Annotated in this window: 14 protein-coding genes; 10 read left to right on the top strand and 4 right to left on the bottom strand. The window is 69.6% G+C overall.

The window, feature by feature from the left end:
• Positions 1 to 378 precede the first annotated feature (378 nt).
• From POL67_RS13710 to POL67_RS13695, 4 genes are read left to right on the top strand one after another with little or no spacing between them, the layout of a single operon-like run.
• On the top strand, positions 379 to 1,266 hold the full coding sequence (locus tag POL67_RS13710) for a hypothetical protein (protein WP_271917755.1): 888 nt from the start codon (positions 379 to 381) through the stop codon (positions 1,264 to 1,266).
• 37 nt (positions 1,267 to 1,303) lie between these two features.
• Positions 1,304 to 2,224 (top strand): hypothetical protein, encoded by a 921-nt coding sequence (locus POL67_RS13705; RefSeq protein WP_271917754.1) that lies wholly within the window; start codon positions 1,304 to 1,306, stop codon positions 2,222 to 2,224.
• Positions 2,221 to 3,381 carry a hypothetical protein gene (locus tag POL67_RS13700; RefSeq protein WP_271917753.1) on the top strand — a complete coding sequence of 387 codons (1,161 nt, stop codon included), beginning with the start codon at positions 2,221 to 2,223 and terminating at the stop codon, positions 3,379 to 3,381. Before POL67_RS13705 ends, POL67_RS13700 begins: the two co-directional genes overlap by 4 nt.
• Before the next feature lie 37 nt (positions 3,382 to 3,418).
• Positions 3,419 to 4,039 (top strand): TetR/AcrR family transcriptional regulator, encoded by a 621-nt coding sequence (locus POL67_RS13695; RefSeq protein WP_271917751.1) that lies wholly within the window; start codon positions 3,419 to 3,421, stop codon positions 4,037 to 4,039.
• 16 nt (positions 4,040 to 4,055) lie between these two features.
• Here the strand turns inward: POL67_RS13695 and POL67_RS13690 are convergent, their stop codons facing one another.
• Positions 4,056 to 4,571 (bottom strand): hypothetical protein, encoded by a 516-nt coding sequence (locus tag POL67_RS13690; protein ID WP_271917750.1) that lies wholly within the window; start codon positions 4,569 to 4,571, stop codon positions 4,056 to 4,058.
• Positions 4,572 to 4,746: 175 nt separating this feature from the next.
• Here POL67_RS13690 and POL67_RS13685 point away from each other — a divergent pair, with 175 nt between their 5' ends.
• Positions 4,747 to 5,250 (top strand): GFA family protein, encoded by a 504-nt coding sequence (locus POL67_RS13685; protein ID WP_271917749.1) that lies wholly within the window; start codon positions 4,747 to 4,749, stop codon positions 5,248 to 5,250.
• Here the strand turns inward: POL67_RS13685 and POL67_RS13680 are convergent.
• A complete protein-coding gene (locus POL67_RS13680) occupies positions 5,207 to 6,238 on the bottom strand; it encodes an ABC transporter ATP-binding protein (RefSeq protein ID WP_271917748.1) in 1,032 nt (343 codons plus the stop codon). The genes POL67_RS13685 and POL67_RS13680 overlap by 44 nt on opposite strands.
• Entirely contained in the window at positions 6,235 to 7,626 is a 1,392-nt protein-coding gene (locus tag POL67_RS13675) for a sigma-54-dependent transcriptional regulator (protein ID WP_271917747.1), read from the bottom strand. Before POL67_RS13675 ends, POL67_RS13680 begins: the two co-directional genes overlap by 4 nt.
• A gap of 170 nt (positions 7,627 to 7,796) precedes the next feature.
• Between POL67_RS13675 and POL67_RS13670 the strand changes: the two genes are divergently transcribed.
• From POL67_RS13670 to POL67_RS13655, 4 genes are all read left to right on the top strand, one after another.
• Complete coding sequence (locus POL67_RS13670; RefSeq protein WP_271917746.1) at positions 7,797 to 10,496, top strand: OmpA family protein; 2,700 nt, start codon at positions 7,797 to 7,799, stop codon at positions 10,494 to 10,496.
• Between the two features lie 100 nt (positions 10,497 to 10,596).
• Positions 10,597 to 11,214: a hypothetical protein gene (locus tag POL67_RS13665; protein ID WP_271917745.1), complete on the top strand. Its 618-nt coding sequence runs from the start codon at positions 10,597 to 10,599 to the stop codon at positions 11,212 to 11,214.
• Between the two features lie 85 nt (positions 11,215 to 11,299).
• Positions 11,300 to 11,698 carry an STAS/SEC14 domain-containing protein gene (locus POL67_RS13660; RefSeq protein WP_271917744.1) on the top strand — a complete coding sequence of 133 codons (399 nt, stop codon included), beginning with the start codon at positions 11,300 to 11,302 and terminating at the stop codon, positions 11,696 to 11,698.
• A gap of 12 nt (positions 11,699 to 11,710) precedes the next feature.
• Positions 11,711 to 12,715, top strand: coding sequence for a glycosyltransferase (locus POL67_RS13655; protein ID WP_271917743.1), 1,005 nt, complete (start codon positions 11,711 to 11,713; stop codon positions 12,713 to 12,715).
• 4 nt (positions 12,716 to 12,719) lie between these two features.
• Here the strand turns inward: POL67_RS13655 and POL67_RS13650 are convergent, their stop codons facing one another.
• On the bottom strand, positions 12,720 to 13,817 hold the full coding sequence (locus tag POL67_RS13650; protein WP_271917742.1) for a DUF2786 domain-containing protein: 1,098 nt from the start codon (positions 13,815 to 13,817) through the stop codon (positions 12,720 to 12,722).
• A 195-nt stretch (positions 13,818 to 14,012) separates the two neighbouring features.
• On the opposite strand from POL67_RS13650, the gene POL67_RS13645 reads away from it, so the two are divergent.
• Complete coding sequence (locus tag POL67_RS13645; RefSeq protein WP_271917740.1) at positions 14,013 to 15,974, top strand: sulfatase-like hydrolase/transferase; 1,962 nt, start codon at positions 14,013 to 14,015, stop codon at positions 15,972 to 15,974.
• Positions 15,975 to 15,990 lie beyond the last annotated feature (16 nt).

Genomic DNA, 15,990 nt, shown 5'->3' with positions numbered 1-15,990 from the left:
GCCCCGCCGCGCCGCGCCTCGCGCCCCACGGCCCGCCGCCCCTCCCGCGCCTGCAAAACGCCGCCGGTCCCCGGGGCCCGCCCGAACCCCCGCCGCGCACGCTCGACGCAACGAAGTCCCCTCCCCCGCGCCCCACGTCGCCCCTCGACGAAAGCCAGTTCGGCTCCTCCCGCGCCCCAAAGGCCCTCGACGAAAGCCAGTCCGACGCCCCCCGCGCCCCAAAGGCCCTCGACCGCAGCCAGTCGGCCGCCCGGATCCACCCCGCGTCACGCACCGCGCCCCTCCAGCCACCCCCCATCCTGCGTCGACCCTCGACGCAGCTCCTCGGCCCCGTTTTTGTGTTGCTCCCCGCGAAACAGCCGCGTTAGCGTGCCAACCATGGCTGGAATCATCACGCTCGTCGCACGGACGGGCATTTTCACGCTCTATGAAGAGTTTTTTCACACACGCGGGCGCCTCCTCTCGCACCCGCTCACGGCGTCGCTCGTGCCCGAGCTCGACGCCTTCCGCCCCAAGCTCGACGCCTCCTTGATGGAGGAGCTCGCGCTGAGCGGCGAGCGCTTCGCGGCGAACGCCGCTGTCGAATTCGTGGACGACGACCTCGATCGCCTGACCGACGCCATCGCCGCCCTGAGCCTCATCGAATCGAAGAACGACCGCGGCGCCCTGCCGTACGCCCATTACTTCGGGAGCCAGAGGCCCAGCGAGCTCAAACGCCCCATCCTCGGCGGGCAGCTCGATACCATGCGCCACTGGCCCCCTTCCCTTCAGGCGGCATCGAGCCAGCAACTCCAGACGATCGGGGCCGCCCTCGCAGACCTCGTCGAGCGCGCCGATCAAAAGACCACGACGCAGGCGGCCGTGAGCCAGAAGATCGCCGATTTCCGGACCATCGGCTCGCGCAAGCAGCTCGTCGACGAGTTCAATGCGCTGCGAAAATCGCTCCACGGCAAGCTCGGCGAAATCCAGCACAAGACGCCCGAGCTCGGGACCGGATGGGCCGATTCTTTCTTCCGTCAGGGATCGAGCGCGGAGCGGCTCACCGTGAAAGAACTCGACCGGCGTATCGCCGCGGCCGAGGTGGAGCTCCTGGCCATGAAGAAGCAGCGCGACGAGAAGGTCGCGCAGGAGGAGGCCGTCGCGCGCGCCAGGGCCGACGCGGAGAAGACGCAAAAAAAGGCGGAGCTCCTGGCCGCCAAGAAGGCCGCCGCGGAGCTCGCCGCGCGTGTGGCCGAGCTGGAGGAAGCGGTGGGCGAGAGCCAATGAACGCCCCCGTCCCGGGTCGCATGGCGACGTAAACGTCATGAGAAGCTCTCCTGCGCCCCTGCTCGCCGCGCTGTTCCTCGTCCTCTCGGCCTGCTCGAACATTCCGCGGCTCAACAGGACGCCGGATACGCCGACCCTCACCGAACCGAAGAGGATCCTCGAACTCGGCAAGGTTTCGCGCGGCGACACGCGCTCGCCGGACCATAGCGGCGGCTCGACCTGCAAGAACGGCGGGCGCGTGGGTCAGGATCTCGATCACCTCTACGGCTTCGAGGTGCGCGAGACGGCGAGCTACCGATTCGAATTCGTCCCCGCGTCCTTCGACGGCGTGATCCAGATCCAGAAAAAGGACAAAACGGGGCCGGGTCACTTCGGGATCGGCTGCAAGGCCGCGCGGGCGGGCGGAAAGGCGACGCTGTCAATTCCGCTCGACCCCGATGCCTACTGGGTCGTCGTCGATGGAAACCTCTGGGACGAGGCGGGGACGTACACGCTCCGCGTCGATCGCGACACCTCGAAGACCGCGGTGGTCCGCCCCGAGGAGCCCGCGCTCGTCGCGCCGCTCTGCGCGAATGCGCCGCTCGTGCGTCCGGGCGAACGCGCCTACGGAATGTTCGAATCGAAGTCGGGGGGCGCGCGCGCCTCGTGTGGCCTCGTCGGCGGCGGCTCGGTGCATCGGATCTCCCTCGACGCGCCGGCGCGCATTCGTCTGCGCGCGGCGGCGCATTTCCAGCCGGCGCTGGAGATCCGGAGCGGTTGTCATGGGAAACCGGTCGCCTGCGCGCGCGCGGACGCGGGGCAATACGAGGTGGAGGTCACGGCCGATCTGCCGGCGGGAGACCATTTCGTGGTGCTGGATTCGCCGCAGCTCGGCGAGCGGAACCGGAGCGGCAGCCAGCTCGACGCGGCCCGGCTCGTCGGGGCCTACGTGATCGACGCCGAGGAGGTGAAGCCATGACGACGGCGCGCGCGCTCGTGCTCGCGAGCTTGTTCGGCCTTCCGGCATGTGGATCGTCGTACGTCCCCGCGAGCTCCGAGGATCGATGTGGTCCGTCGCCCGGCGTGGCCCAACCCCTCCCGTCGCTGGGCCACGATCCCAAACCCTTCGAGATCCGGCATCTGGCGGAGACCGACTTCGGGGGACCCCGTCAGGGCTACCTCTATCGATTCGAGCGGGAGGACAGCGGCACGACGGAGTCGCTGCGCGCCGTCCACATGATCCACGGAGGGCGGGTGCTCGTCGTGGGCGACCACGGGACGGCGCTCACGCGGGACGCGAAGGCGGGCTGGCAAAAGGAGGACCCGGGCACGACGGAGAACCTCTATGCCCTCGTCGCCGCGCCTCATGACAAGGACGGGACGGTCATCACGGAAGAGCTCCGGAAACACAAGCCCTACATCGCCGTGGGCTCGAAGGGGGCCGCCGTCGTCCGGGGGCTCGACGGGGTTTGGCAGGCCGAACAGACGGGGACCTCGGCGGACCTCTTCGCATTGATCCACCTCGGCGCCACGACCGTGGCCGCGGGCGCGGGCGGCGTGATGGTGGAGCGGTCGCGCGAGGGGGTTTGGCGGACCGTCAAGACGCGGACGACCGCGGATCTGTATGGCCTCGGGATCTGCGGGTCGTACGTGTGCGCCGTGGGCGCGGGCGGGACGATGCTGCAATGCGCCTCCCGGGACGGGGAGCGCGTGTGTATTCCGCGTGCGCCGGCGACGCAGGCGACGTTGCGGGTCAACGAGGAAGGGAACGTCATGGGGGACGGGATCTGGCTCAGGTACGTGCAGCCGAACCAAACCGAGCCGAGGCCGCCGCCCTCGTACGCGCCCTGGCCGGAGGGGAATGCGGTCTTGTCGGGCGAAGAGATTCGCGCCGTGGAGAGCAACCACTGGGGCGGGATCAGCGAGACGCTGGCCGTGGGACGGCGGAGCACGATCTGGTTTCTGGGAAGGGGGCTCCCGGAAAAAAGGCCCCTCGAACGGGTGAAATTGCCCTTCGAGGTGGATTTCCACGATGTCGCGTACGAGCTCACGGACGGGTTTCTCGTGGGCGATCGGGGGACGATCGTGCACCTCGCGATCGAGGGTTTCACGCCGCCGCACATTTGCCTGCTCTGAGCGGGAAATCGGGCGCGGGTATGCTACCGCGCCATCGATGGTGCGCCCCAAGGATGCTTGCTCCGAGGAGACCTGGAACCGGATCGTCGCCGCGGCGCGACAGGAGCTGATGGAATCGGACGAGTGCGAGGTCGACGTGTCGGTCCGGCAGGTCGCGACGCGCGCGGGCGTGAGCCTGGGGACGATTCACTATTATTTTCCGACCAAGGAGAGCCTGCTCGAAGCGTGCCTCGACGCGTATTACGCGCGGTTCGGCGCGCTGGTCGTCGAGCTCGCGCCGCTCACCACCCAACCGGACGCACGTTTCGGGATCGAGCAGGCGGCGCGGCGGATCTACGGATTCGCGGTCTCGGAGCGGCACAGCCTCAAGTTACGCGCGCGGCTCAACGCCGAGCTCGGGCAGCTCGAACCCCAGCGGGCCCGGCACGTGCGCGGGCCCATGCTCGACGCGTTCGCGTCGCTGCTCGGGAACATGGGCGGGCTCGGCGTCACCGAGGCGCGGCTGACGATCCAGACGATGACCGGCCTCATCATGCACCTCGCGCTCCTCGCGGACGCGGACCTCGAGCAAATCGCGGGTGTGGGAGGCGAAGCCGGGCGTCGGATCGTGGAAGATCACGTCGCCCGGGTCGCATTGCGGCTGCTGTTCCCGAGTTGAGCCTGCTTCGTGGGGCTCAATCGTTGCAGAAGACCGTCATCGCGTGCGGATCGGTGTAATCGCAGCTCCAGATCCCGGGGCTCGCACCGCTACAGACGCCAGCCATCATCGTATCCGACTCGAAACAATCGCAGAAGTCGCTGCCGTTCGTCGTCGGCGTACACCCGGCGGGAACGGGCCTGCACTCGGTCTGCCGCGGCGGCTCGCCGGCGCGAACGACGCAATACGTGCCGGGGGCGCAGGTCTGCCGGCCGTCGCAGTCGAACGCCTTGGCCGTGGTCGCCTCCCAGCGATCGAGAATGCAAAGCCTGTTTCCGATGACCGAGCCACCCTCGCCACAGGTCACCCACCGGTCGTCGTCGATCGGCCCGACACACGCCGCCTCGCCGCACGCAAGGTCCCGCGCGTCGTCTTGGATCGACACGGAGCAGGTGCAGTCGCCGCCCGGGCCGTTCGGGTTCGAATCATCCCCGCAGGCGAGCAGGCCCGAGGTGAGGGAGAGAAGGACGAGCGATCGAAGCCAAAAGCGCATGATTCCTCCAGGAAGGCGGCGAGCCTAGCGCGGCCTTCGGCGTGCGCCGCACCGTGAATCGGACGGTGTCCGAACCCCACGCCGACCACCCGAGCGAGCCGTCGATCCCAGCCACGCGCCGCCAATGCCTTGACTGCCAGGCAAACCTGCCACACATCCCCGAACGGGAGGCGAGATGAGCGATTGGAAATTGCCTTGGGAAGGCGGATGTCGTTGTGGTCAGGTCCGGCTCCAGATCACGGCCCCGCCGATGGTCACGCTGGCCTGCCACTGCAGCGGCTGCCAGCGGATGAGCGGCAGCGCCTTTTCGCTCAGCATTCTGCTTCCGAGCGACGGCTTTCAGGTGACGCAGGGCGAGCCCGTGATCGGCGCGCTCCACGGCCCGGTCCGCCATTTCTATTGCCCGTATTGCAAGAGCTGGATGTTCAACCGGCCCCCCGGCATGGACACGCTCGTCATCGTCCGCGCGACGATGCTCGACGATCCGAGCTGGTTCTGGCCGTTCATCGAAACGAGCACCCGGGAAAAACTACCCTGGGCGAGCACACCCGCCGTGCACAGCTTCGAGGCGTTTCCGGATCCCGCGGAGTATGGACCGTTGATGAAAGAATTCGCCGAGCGATTCCGGGAGGGATTCAATCCTCGCGGGCAAGCCCCTGCGAGAGCGCCCGGCGCATGAAGAGGTCCTCGAGCGTCTCGCGCCGCGGGACGACCTCGAGGACCTGCGCGCCCTCGTCGAGCGCCGCCCGCAGCACGTCGCCGACCTGCTTCTCGCCCTCGATCTCCACGACGACCACGTCCGCGCGTGTCCGCACGACGTGTCCTTGCTCCTCGAACGATCGACGCAGCGTCTCGCTCGCGCCCGCGAGCGTCACGTCCGTTCGAAGCACGTCGCCGCGCAGGAGCTTGCGGAGCGCGCCACCCACGACGACCCGCCCCTCGCGCAGGATGGCCACGCGATCACACATCGCCTCGACGTCGCTCAGGATGTGCGTCGAGAAGAAGATCGTCCGGCCCGCCGCGCGCTCTTCGAGGATGAGATCACGCACTTCCTTGCGTCCCACCGGATCGAGGCCGCTCATCGGCTCGTCGAGCACGAGCAGCTCCGGATCCGAGACGAGCGCCGCCGCGAGCCCCGTCCGCTGCAGCATGCCCTTCGAGAGGCGGCGCGCCGGCCGATCGGCCGCGTACGCGATGCCCACCTTCGCGAGCATCGCCTGCGTGCGCGACGCGAGCGCGGCGCCCGTGAGGCCCGAGAGGCGGCCGCAGAGCGTGATGAACTCGCGCGGGGTCAGGTACGGGTAGACGTAAGGGTTCTCCGGCAGAAACCCGATCCTGCGCCGCGCCTCCGCGCTCGGGACGCGCGCGCCGAAGAGGAACGCCTCGCCGCCCGTGGGCTTGATGAGGCCCGTCAGCATCTTGATCGTCGTCGTCTTGCCCGCGCCGTTCGGCCCGAGGAAGCCGAAGATCTCGCCGCGCCGGACGTCGAAGTCGACGCCCTTCACCGCCTCGACGCGCCGGCCGAGGAAGCCCACGCGGAAGGTCTTTTTCAGGCCCCGCACCTCGATCAACGTCTCGCCCGCGGCCGCGCTCTCCCCCGCCGCGCTGCTGTCCGCGCCGCCGCTGTCCGCGCCGCCGCCCGCGTCGATCGCCCCGGCCTCGCTCATGCGCCTTCTTCACCGCCCTCCCGGCGCACGCCGGGCACGGTGCTCGTGTACTCGTGGAGCTTGTACTGGATCTTGCGCGGGCTGATGCCGAGGATCGTCGCGGCCTTCGAGGTGGATCCCTTGCACGCTTCCAGGGTCCGGAGGATCGCGTACTTCTCCAGATCGTAGATCGTGCTGCCAGGGATCGGCGGCATCGTGCCCTCGCCGCCGCCCACGTCGAGCGAAGCAGGCAGGTGGCGCCGCTCGACGCGCGGGCTGTCGCAGAGGACCACGGCGCGCTCGACCGCATTTTCGAGCTCGCGCACGTTGCCGGGCCAGGCGTACGCCGCGAGGGCCGCGAGCGCGTCGTCGGTGAACCCCTCGATGCGCTTGCCGTTCTCCTCGGCGTACCGGCCGAGGAAGAAGGCCGCGAGCTCGGGGATGTCGGTCGCGCGCTGGCGGAGGGGCGGGATCTCCAGCGTGACCACGTTGAGCCGGTAGTAGAGGTCCTCGCGGAAGTGGCCCTCCGAGATGCGCTGCCGGAGGTCCTTGTTCGTCGCGGCGATGATGCGCACGTCGACCTTCAAGGTCTCGTTGCCGCCGACGCGTTCGAAACTGCGCTCCTGCAAGAAGCGCAGGAGCTTGACCTGCGTGGCGAGCGGGATCTCGCTGACCTCGTCGAGGAACAAGGTGCCGCCGCTCGCCTGCTCGAAGCGGCCTTCCCGCCGGCCGACGGCGCCCGTGAACGCGCCTTTTTCGTGGCCGAAGAGCTCGCTTTCGAGGAGCGACTCGCTGAGCGCCGCGCAGTTGAGACGCACGAGCGGCGCCTTCGCGCGGGGGCTGCCGCGGTGGATCATCTCGGCGATGAGCTCCTTGCCCGTGCCCGTCTCGCCGACGATGAGCACGCTGGCGCGGCTCGGCGCGACCTGCTCCACGAGCCGGAGGAGCTTGACCATGCTCGGGTGCGAGGCGATCACGTGCCCGAAGGCGTTGCGCTCGCGGAGCTTCTGCCGGAGGCGCGAGTTCTCCTGGAGGAGGCGCGCTTGCTCGACCGCGCGCTCGACGACGACCTCGAGGACCTGAAAGTCGAGCGGCTTCGTCAGGTAGTTGTAGGCGCCTTTTTTGACGGCCTCGACCGCGTTCGAGATGGTGCCGAACGCGGTCATCACCACGAACGTCGCCGTGGTCCGCGACTCCTGCGCCTTCTCCATGAGGCCGATCCCGTCGAGGCCCGGCATCTTGAGGTCGGTCAGCACGACGTCGGGCGTGAACTCTTCGAGCTTGCCGAGCGCCTTGAAGCCGTCGGCCGCCGTCTCCGTCGTGTACCCCTCTTCACGCAGGATCTCGGCGAGCGCAGCCCGCGCGTTGGCCTCGTCGTCGACGATCAGGATTCGGCCGCGGGAACCCATGCTGGCCCCTTCCTAGCACGGGGTCCTTCCCGCGGGGTGGTCCCGATCCGTACGAGGACACAACCGGATAGTTTCTGCTTTCTCATGGGAATGATACAACGGCGCGCGTAGCGAGGACGGTCCACTCCCGTGGGGGGAGAGACCCCTCCCCTGCTGCCTTTCGAGGGTCGATGCGTACGCTTGAGAACGCCTCCTTTGCCGAGCCGCTGCGGCTCGTCGCGCTCACCGCGCTTCCCATGGCCTTCTGCCTCCTGGTCACGGGGGACGCGAAGGCGCAGCAGCCGTTCGGCCCGCAGCCGCCGCCGGGGCAGTTCCAGCCGCAACCTGGACAGTTCCAGCCGCAACCGGGACAGTTCCAGCCTCCGCCCGGTCAGTTCCAGCCGCCACCGGGACAGTTCCAGCCGCAACCGGGACAGTTCCAGCCGGCTCCAGGACAGTTCCAACCGGCTCCAGGACAGCAACCTCCGGCTCCAGGACAGCTCCCTCCGGCTCCAGGACAGCAGGGCGCGACCCCGCCCGAGCAGCCGCCCGAAACGGCCGTGGAGCCCCCGAAGGTCGATGAGCTCGAGGAGCGCGCGCGGACGTTGATCGAGCAGCCGAACACGTTCGGCTCGACCGGTCTCCTGCGCACGTCGTACGCCGGCTCGGGCGCGGCCGGGACGTTCCGCGTCTCGTTCCTCAGCGACTTCTTCTCGACCTCGAACTTCCTCTGCGATCCGAACCTGTCGACGGCAGCCGGCCAGCGGATCACCTGCACGCGCGACAACCTCGCGGACGCGTCGAGCCACGTCGGCGCGTTCTTCGCGCTCAGCGCGACGCCGTTCTCGTTCCTCGAAGCGTTCGCGGCGATCCGCACGTACGCGAACTCGAACGATCAAGGCAAGCCGCAGCTCCTGCAGGTCCTCGGCGACACGAACTTCGGCTTGAAGCTGTTCACGCCCTCGCGCGTCGGCACGTACTTCTCGTTCGGCGCCGAGGCGCAGCTCATGCTGCTGAACGGCACGGGCAGCGTGGGCGTCTCGGGCGCAGGCACGAGCGCGTTCTTCCGCGCCCTCGCGAGCGCCGATTTCCGCAAGCCCGGCGGGCAAGGCTTCCCGCTGCGCGTGAACGTGAACCTCGGCTACAAGGTCGACAACTCCGGCCAGCTCGTGCGCGAGGTGGAGGAGGGACGCGCACTCGAATACCGCGACGGCCGCAATCGGCAGCCGATCTCGCGTATCGAGCGCTTCGGGCTCGGGATCAACCGCGTCGACTTCTTCACGCCGTGGATCGGCGTGGAGCTGCCCTTCCGGTACGCGCAGCCGTACGTCGAGTACACGGTCGACGTCCCGGTGAACCGGCAAGGCTACGAGTGTCATACGGGCCGCGTGTCGCGCGGCGACGTTTGCCTCGGGCTCGCCGATTTCAGCGCGGATGATCCGCAAGCCGCCGGCGGCCCCGGCTACGCGGGGCTGCCCTCGCGCCTCACGATCGGCGCGCGCGTGACGCCGTTCAGCAAGGCGTTCCGCGGCCTCTCGGGGCACGCGGCCGTGGACATCGGCCTCTCGGCGACGTCGGTGTTCGTCGAGGAGATCGCGCCGCAAGCGCCGTGGACCGTCTACCTCGGGCTCGCGTACGCGTACGACACGAAGGAGGTGCCGCCGCCGCCTCCGCCTCCGCCGCCTCCGCCGCCGCCGCCGCCGCCGGAGCCGGTGATCCTGCCGGCGCCGCAGTCGTTCGTCCGCGGCACGGTGCACGAGACGAACAAGCCCGAGGCCGTGATCCCCGACGCGATCGTGTCCATCGAGGGGAACCAGGATCCGCCGTTCGCGACGAGCACCGGCGGCACGTTCCTCACGCGTCACCTCGAGCCGGGGACGTACACGTTCTCGGTGCGCGCGCCGGGCTACAAGCCGGCGACGTGCCAGGCGACCGTGGTCGCGCCGCCGCCGCCCACGCTCCCGAAGGCCGAGGCGCCCGCGCAACCGACGCCGCCGGCGCAGCCCGCGCCGGGGCAGTTCAACCCGCAGGGGCAGTTCGGCGCGCAGGGCCAGTTCGGCGCGCAGCCGGGGCAACTCGGCGCGCAGGGTCAGTTCGGCGCGCCGGGACAGTTCTCGCCGCCGGCGCCGTTTGGTCAGCCCGGCGCGACGCCGCCGCCGCCCGCGGCGCCGGCCCCCGCGACGCCTCCGCCGCAGCAAGGGCCGTCGATCGTGGAGGTCGACTGCGCGCTCGAAGCGCTGCCGAAGATCGGCGCGATCTCGGCGGTCGTGCGTGACGCCGAGACGGGCGACGCGATCCCCGCGGCGGTCGTGCGGATCGTCGACGCGACGGGCAAGGAGCGGACGGCGACGGCCGACGGCAAGGGCGCGGTGTCGTTCCGCGATCTGCCCCTGGGCGCGACGAAGATCCGCGCCGAGGCCGCAGGCTTCATGAACCACGTGAGCGACGCGGACGTGCGCCTGAACGACGAGGCGAAGGTCTCGCTCGCGATGAACAAGCGCCCGGCCGCGCGGGCCGCGAGCGTCAAGGTGCAGGGCAACGAGATCAAGATCTCGCGGCAGGTGCACTTCGAGAGCGACTCGGCGAAGATCCTCGGCGACTCGAACACGCTGCTCGAGGAGATCGCGGACGTCCTGCAGCAGAACCCGAAGATCCGGCGCATGGAGATCCAGGGCCACACGGACAACACGGGCACGCGCGAGCGCAACCAGACGCTCAGCGAGCAGCGCGCCCAGGCCGTGCGGACGTGGCTCGTCTCGGCCGGCGTCGACGCCTCGCGCCTCGTGGCGAAGGGCTACGGGCAGGACAAGCCGCTCGGGCCGAACGTGACGAGCGCGCAGCGCGCGAAGAACCGTCGCGTGCAGCTCATCATCCTCGAGAGGGACAAGTAACATCCTGCGCCACGGCCTCGCGCTCCCGCGCGCCTTCGCGCTCGTCGTGCTCACCGCATGCACGAGCGCGCAGGCGCCCTCCGAGCCTCCCAAAAGAGAAATGACGGCCCCCCCGGCGAGCGCCGCCGCGCCCCCGCCGCCCGCCCCTGCGCCCCTCGTCGCAGACGGCGGCGCGGCGGACGCGGAGGCGCCATCCGCGGATGCTTCGTCCGGCGACACCAGGGCCGAGCTCTCGGACGCGGGCAACGACGCGGCCGAGGTCGCGGCGCCTTACGTGGCGGACAACAAGGTCCTGCCGCCGGAGAGCAGCGAGGAGCTGCAGAAGCGCGCGGCCGCGCTCTTCGACGCGATCGTGAACGATGATCCGGCGCGCGGCGAGTCGTTCTGGTTCCCGAAGGAGCCCTTCATCTCGCTGAAGGACGTGAAGGGCCCCGACAAGTACTGGGACCAGCTTCACCGGACCTACGCGCGCGACATCCACGCCCTGCACAAGAAGCGCAAGTCCTGGGAGGGCGCGACGTTCGAGGGCTTCGAGCTCGGCTCCAAGCCGAAGTGGGTGCCGCCCGGCGACGAGGGCAACAAGATCGGCTACTACCGCACCTTCCGCGGAAAGCTCCGCTACCGGATCGGCGAGAAGACGGAGTCGCTCGAGGTGCGCGTGATCATCTCGTGGCAGGGCCGTTGGTTCATCACGCACCTGAGCAAGTTCAAGAAGTAGCGAGCCGCGCGGCAAGACGCGTGCGGCTCGTTCTCGACGAGCGGGGGAGCGTGGTATGGTCGCGCTCACTCCCGGAGCTCCGCGCATGTTCCAGATCAAGCTCGACAAGCTGAACACGGCGATCGAGTTCTCGGTGGAAGGGCTCGTGCAGGTCGACGAGATGAAGCAGTTCGTCGCGGAGCTGCGCCGCTCGGCCGTCACGATGACCGGCTCCGATCTCAAGATCTTCGCCGACCTGCGGAAGTTCCGGCCCGCTTCACCCGACGTGGTGGAGGTGGTCCGCGACGTGCAGGAGTTCGCGAAGACCATGGGCGTGCGGCGCATGGCGACCGTGCTCGAGAGCGAGGTGCTCGCGCTGCACATGAGCCGCCTCGCCCGCGAGACGGGCGCCGATAAGTTCATCCGCCGCTTCACGGACGAGCAAGAGGCGCGCGAGTGGCTCACGACCGGCGAGTCGTTGCGGAAGAGCCGCAGGCTGCCATAGCTCTGCCTCTCCGTGTCGCCGCTCGTCTCCGTCCTGATCCCGTATCGCAACGCGGAGAGCACGCTGGAGGAGGCGCTCGCGGGCATCCTCGCCGAGCGGGACGTGCCGATCGAGGTCCTCGTCGTCGACGACGGCTCGACGGACGGCGGCCCGGCGATCGTGGCGCGCGCAGCCGCGAAGGATCCGCGCGTCGTGCCGCTGCAAACCGGCGGCGTGGGGATCGCGCGCGCCCTCGCCTGCGCGCATGCGGCCTCGCGCGCGGCCTTCCTCGCGCGGATGGACGCGGACGACATCTCGCTCCCGGAGAGGCTTCGATGGCAAGTCGACGCGCTCCGCAAGGACGAGCATCTCGGCGTCGTGGGGACACGCGTGGAGCCGTTCCCGGACGAGGCCGTCGGCGAGGGGCTCGCGCGGTACGTGGCGTGGCAAAACGCGATCCTCACGCCGGAGGATCACGACCGCGAGATCTTCGTCGAGGCGCCGCTCTGCCACCCTTCCGTGATGCTGCGGCGCGAGGCGTTCGAGGCCGTGGGCGCGTTCCGTGACGTGCACTGGCCCGAGGACTACGACCTCTGGCTCCGTCTCCACGCCGCGGGCTACGGGCTCGCGAAGGTGGATCGAACGCTGCTGCGCTGGCGTCACCATCCAGGCCGCGCGACGTTCCGCGACGGTCGTTACGCGATCGTGCGCTTCATCGAAGCAAAGGCGCACTACCTCGCGCCGCGGCTCGCGCGAGATCCACGCGCGTTCGTCGTGTGGGGCGCGGGGCCGACGGGGCGCAAGCTCTCGCGCGCGCTCGCGGCCGAAGGCGCGAAGGCCACGGCGTTCGTGGACATCGATCCAAGGAAGATCGGCCGCACGGCGCGCGGGGCGCCGATCGTCCCGGCGGCTACGCTCGATCCCGCGCGGCACTTCGTGCTCGTGGCCGTGGGCGCGCGCGGGGCGCGGGACATCATCCGAAAGGATCTCGCCGCGCTCGGGTTCGTCGAGCGGCGCGACTTCTTCTGCTGCTCCTGATCGCTCAGGACTTCCCCGGCAGAAGCCGGATCCCGCCGCTGGGCCCTTGCCCCACTGGCTTGTGCAGCACGATGCGCCGGCCGGCTGCGCGTCCTTCGGCGTGCGCCTCGCTGCGGGGCCCGCCTGCGTATTTCACGTGCTGGATGCGCGGATGCCGCTGCCGGTAGAACCGCCCGAGATCCGCGTCCTTCACCCACACGAGACCTTCGCTCGTGTTGATCTCGCGTTGCGTGCCGAGCTTCTCGTCGAAGCCTGCCATCACGCCTGCCACGAACGTGCGCCGATCGCGGTTGCCGCCGAGCGCCTTTGCCTTCTTGTGCGTGGTCCAGAGCTGCTCGGCCGTGCGCGTGAGGAACGCGTATACGTAGCTCGCCATCTCCAGGTTCGCGTGCGTGCCGCAGATCTCCAGCACGCTCCCGCGCTTGCCTTCGAGGGGCCGGTAGACCGGCACCCAGATGACCTCCACGAAGAAGTGCTTGCCGAGGATCGACGCGAGCCGCCGCTCGGCCTCGGTCACGCGGCCCGTGGGCTTGCCGAGGTGGCGGAAGCCGTAGCCCTGCGCTTGCCGCTCTGCGACGCTGTCGATGTTGTACTTCAGCATCAAGCGCTGGGCGGCGTTCATCGCGGCCTGCGCCTCGTTCACGTTCGCGCTCTCGGCGAGCGCGAGCAGCTTTGCGATCCGCTCGAGCACGCGCGCCTCGCCTGGGTCCTCGCCTCGCGCGTCGGGCAGCCCCGAGGCGTGCGCGTCGATCCCGAGCCGCTGGCAGACCCCGCGGAAGGCGGGGCCATGCGCCTGCTCGCTCGTCTGGCCGAGCACCTCGTGCACGTACTGATGCGCCATCTCGTGCTTCAGCACCTCGACCACGATCCCCCACGGCCGCTCGATCACGAGCCGCCGGCCGATCTCGATGCAGCGCGTCTCCCGGTGCCAGCGTCCGAGGTAACGCTCTGCGTCGCCGAGCTCGATCGTCGGGATCTTCAGCGCGCGCCGGAAATACGAGGCGTTGAGGTCCTGGTAGGTCGAGCGCAGCTCGCGCAGGAGCGCGGCCTCGAGCTCCAGCGTGAGGCGCGCGTGTTCTGTCGGCTCGGTGTTCGTCGACATGGGCTGACTCCGGACGGCCCTTCGGCCGGGGCGGAGCATAAATCGAACCGTCCGGAGGAGCATGGCCCCTGCCCCTGCGGCCGCCCGCTGCCGTGGCCGAGGCAACGCGAGGCCCCGGTCCTCCAGCGCGCTCGTTACAATCACGTCACCCATTCGTCGCCAGGACGTGATTTGGGCTAGGATGGGGCGCGCAGCGTGTCCGCGACGAATTACCCCCTCGATCCCAGCGCGGAAGGCACGCGGACGAGCGATCCCGCCTCCCTCGGCCCGAGGAGCCAGAAGCTCCGGCGCCTGGCCCGCGCGCGTCGCCTCCTCGCGTGGATCGTGCTCCTCGCTCCGGCCGTGCTCGTGCTCGCCGTCGACATTGGCATCCGCGGCGGGAGGCTCCTCGATCTGCGCGGCAAGCACGTCGCGAGTTACGCGGGCGCGATCGTCGAGAGCGCGGTCCTGTGGGGCCTTTTGCTCTACTCCGCGTCCTCGCGGCGCGGCGCCGTCCGCTGGATCTCGGCCTCGCTCTTCGTGCTGCTCGCGACGGTCACGCTTGGCGTCCAGATCTACTTCCAGCGCTGCTACTCGACGTACGTGAACCTCGACGCGCTGCTCTTCGCGACGTCGTTCTCGGAGAGCGTCGTCGGGCACCTGCGCTCGGACGGCGGAAACCTCATCTCGGCCATCGCGCCGCCGCTCGTCTGCGCCGCGGCGCTGGTCGTCGCGGCGCGCAGGTTCGTGCGGCCCAGGCAGACGCGGAGCGGTCGCGCGGCGCGGATCCTCGCGCCCCTCGCGATCTTCTTCGGCTTCGTGATCCCCTGCTCGTACCGCACCGTGCAGGCCTCGACGCCGGACGTGATCTACCTCCACGCGATGGGCGGCGTGATCAAGCAGATCACCGGGCTCCGGCCGCCCGAGCACGTCCGCCCTGGGCTACGCACGCCGCCCGTGCTTCCTCGCGCCACGGCGATCCCGAGCGGCGCGCGTGTGACGCAGCCGAACGTGCTCTTCATCATCACCGAGAGCGTGCGCGCCGACGCGCACTGCACGGCCCCGACGGACGATTGCCCCTTCTCGCCGGCGACGAACGCCGCGGCAAGGAAGCGCTTTCCGCTGCTCCAGATGCGCTCGAACGCTTCGACCACCGCGATCTCGCTCGCGGTGCTCTGGTCGGGCCTTCCGCCCACGGCCTCGCGCGAGGACCTGCACGGCTATCCGCTCCTCTTCGATTATGCGAACGCGGCGGGGTACGACACGGCGTACTGGACCAGCCACCACATGATGTTCGCGAACTCGCGCCTCTACGTGCAGGACCTGCCGACCTCGCACCAGACCGGCGCGACCGATCTCGATCCGCTCGCAGACATGGATCTCGGCGCGCGCGACGAGCTGCTCACCGAGCGCATCCGCAAGGACATCCGCGAGATGCGAGAGCCGTTTTTCGCGGTCGCCCACTACGGCAACACGCACATCCCCTACCGCATCGACGCCGAGCACGCCCCGTTCCAGCCCGCGATGGATAGCAAGGCGCCCGAGGACAACGAGGCGTACCGCAACTACTACCTCGACGCGGTCCACCTGCAGGATCGGACGATCGGCGAGATGCTGCAGTTCGTGCGGGAGCAGCCGTTCGGCGAGCGCACGATCGTGGTGTTCACGTCGGACCACGGCGAGTCGTTCCGCGAGCACGGGCAGCTCGGGCACACGGGCGCGGTGCTCGACGAGGAGATCCACGTGCCGGCCTGGATCGACGCGCCCGAGGGCACGCTCACCGAGGCCGAGACGGCCGCGCTCGCGTCGCACCGCGAGTCGATCGTGTTCCACACGGATCTCACGCCGACGATCCTCGACATGCTCGGCCTCGAGCGCGAGGCGGGCTTCTCGCGCTGGTACGGCGCGATGCTCGGCAAGAGCCTGCTCGGCCCGATCGAACGCACGGAGCCCGTGCCGCTCACGAACTGCTCGGGCGTGTGGGGCTGCGCGTTCCGCAACTGGGGCATGATGCGGGGGAATTTGAAGCTCGAAGCCCGGGAGTGGGACACGGCGTGGCATTGCTACGACGTGCTCGCGGATCCGAAGGAGCGGAACGATCTCGGCGCGGCGGCGTGCGGGGACATGGCGACGCGCGCGGAGGCCCTGCACGGAGGGCTGCCGGGCCTCGTGAAGTGAACGAATCAAAGACGTG

Source organism: Polyangium mundeleinium (genome assembly GCF_028369105.1).
Lineage (GTDB): Bacteria > Myxococcota_A > Polyangia > Polyangiales > Polyangiaceae > Polyangium > Polyangium mundeleinium.
Note: the sequence above shows the minus strand (reverse complement) of the source record. Positions and strands in the feature narration are given on the sequence as shown.

What these genes read in the sequence shown, in the direction of transcription:
- POL67_RS13710 (WP_271917755.1), top strand. Translation starts at nt 379, where the DNA reads ATGGCTGGAATCATCACGCTCGTCGCACGGACGGGCATTTTCACGCTC.
- POL67_RS13705 (WP_271917754.1), top strand. Translation starts at nt 1,304, where the DNA reads ATGAGAAGCTCTCCTGCGCCCCTGCTCGCCGCGCTGTTCCTCGTCCTC.
- POL67_RS13700 (WP_271917753.1), top strand. Translation starts at nt 2,221, where the DNA reads ATGACGACGGCGCGCGCGCTCGTGCTCGCGAGCTTGTTCGGCCTTCCG.
- POL67_RS13695 (WP_271917751.1), top strand. Translation starts at nt 3,419, where the DNA reads ATGGTGCGCCCCAAGGATGCTTGCTCCGAGGAGACCTGGAACCGGATC.
- POL67_RS13690 (WP_271917750.1), bottom strand. Translation starts at nt 4,571, where the DNA reads ATGCGCTTTTGGCTTCGATCGCTCGTCCTTCTCTCCCTCACCTCGGGC.
- POL67_RS13685 (WP_271917749.1), top strand. Translation starts at nt 4,747, where the DNA reads ATGAGCGATTGGAAATTGCCTTGGGAAGGCGGATGTCGTTGTGGTCAG.
- POL67_RS13680 (WP_271917748.1), bottom strand. Translation starts at nt 6,238, where the DNA reads ATGAGCGAGGCCGGGGCGATCGACGCGGGCGGCGGCGCGGACAGCGGC.
- POL67_RS13675 (WP_271917747.1), bottom strand. Translation starts at nt 7,626, where the DNA reads ATGGGTTCCCGCGGCCGAATCCTGATCGTCGACGACGAGGCCAACGCG.
- POL67_RS13670 (WP_271917746.1), top strand. Translation starts at nt 7,797, where the DNA reads ATGCGTACGCTTGAGAACGCCTCCTTTGCCGAGCCGCTGCGGCTCGTC.
- POL67_RS13665 (WP_271917745.1), top strand. Translation starts at nt 10,597, where the DNA reads ATGACGGCCCCCCCGGCGAGCGCCGCCGCGCCCCCGCCGCCCGCCCCT.
- POL67_RS13660 (WP_271917744.1), top strand. Translation starts at nt 11,300, where the DNA reads ATGTTCCAGATCAAGCTCGACAAGCTGAACACGGCGATCGAGTTCTCG.
- POL67_RS13650 (WP_271917742.1), bottom strand. Translation starts at nt 13,817, where the DNA reads ATGTCGACGAACACCGAGCCGACAGAACACGCGCGCCTCACGCTGGAG.